Raw genomic sequence first — 407 nt, 5'->3', positions numbered from 1 at the left:
TCGGCAAAGGTTCCTGCGGTCATGCCCATCACGACCGCGGCGGCGAGGAACGCGAGAGGCGCGTGCATGCCGCTCCGTGCCGCTGCCGCCCCGACCAAGACGTAGATTCCGGCGCCGATCGTGACGCCCAGCCCATAGAGCACCGCATGCGTCAGCGTTAGTGAGCGGATCAGCTTCGGCCGTTTTTCAGTGCTCATTTTCTTTGGTCGCCGAGGGGCCCATGAGAGCCGACGTGACCTTCTTTGCCATGGCCACGCGAGCACTGCTTGACGCTGATCAAGTGCATCTCAAGCGCGCTACGGCACCATTCCGGGCAGGCAGGCACGCGTTTTCGCGGCCCGGCGCTGATGCGACGCCTAGCCGAAGAGGTGCGCGAGCCAGTACGCCGCTCCTGCGGCCAAGCCGCC

General features: G+C 65.8%; 1 pseudogene. It reads right to left on the bottom strand.

Annotation, left to right across the window (positions count from 1 at the left end):
• A pseudogene (locus AC0L3C_RS36205) lies at positions 1-197 on the bottom strand (APC family permease); the annotation flags it as partial.
• Between the last annotated feature and the right edge of the window lie 210 nt (positions 198-407).

This window comes from Bradyrhizobium sp. WSM4872 (assembly GCF_055811715.1).
Note: the sequence above shows the minus strand (reverse complement) of the source record. Positions and strands in the feature narration are given on the sequence as shown.